Here is a 391-nt window from a genome sequence, read left to right as displayed (position 1 = left end):
GCTCGAAATAGGTCGCCCGGTCGATGTGGTCGTCGCGCGGACTGGAGAAGGTGAAATCCTCCGTCAACATGGCGCCGACGATATCCTTGCGGTCGTCGAGATAGGCGGCATAGAGATGACGGACAGTCTGCTCTCGGGATGTGCGCATGTCGCTCATGGCAATGTCCTTGGATTGACCGATTGCATTATGCAATCGGTCATGTTGTAGCAGTTTTGTCCGAGAGGGTCCAGATTGCGGCTCTCATTTCCGAAGACAGGCCACCAATGCCGAAGCGCCATCTTGAAGGATGGGCCATAGCGCGGTTATATCAGCGCGTGCCCGCCCTGGAACGGCGAGCGCATGCACCGCTACGGCCTATGCGTTCGACCTCGAAAAACTCGATCTCAGGAC

The 391-nt window shown here is 57.3% G+C and carries 1 pseudogene; it reads right to left on the bottom strand.

The features are described from left to right. A pseudogene (locus AF337_RS05835) lies at window positions 1-157 on the bottom strand (DUF4440 domain-containing protein); the annotation flags it as partial. Window positions 158-391 lie beyond the last annotated feature (234 nt).

It is taken from the genome of Rhizobium ecuadorense (assembly GCF_001187535.1).
Lineage (GTDB): Bacteria > Pseudomonadota > Alphaproteobacteria > Rhizobiales > Rhizobiaceae > Rhizobium > Rhizobium ecuadorense.
Note: the sequence above shows the minus strand (reverse complement) of the source record. Positions and strands in the feature narration are given on the sequence as shown.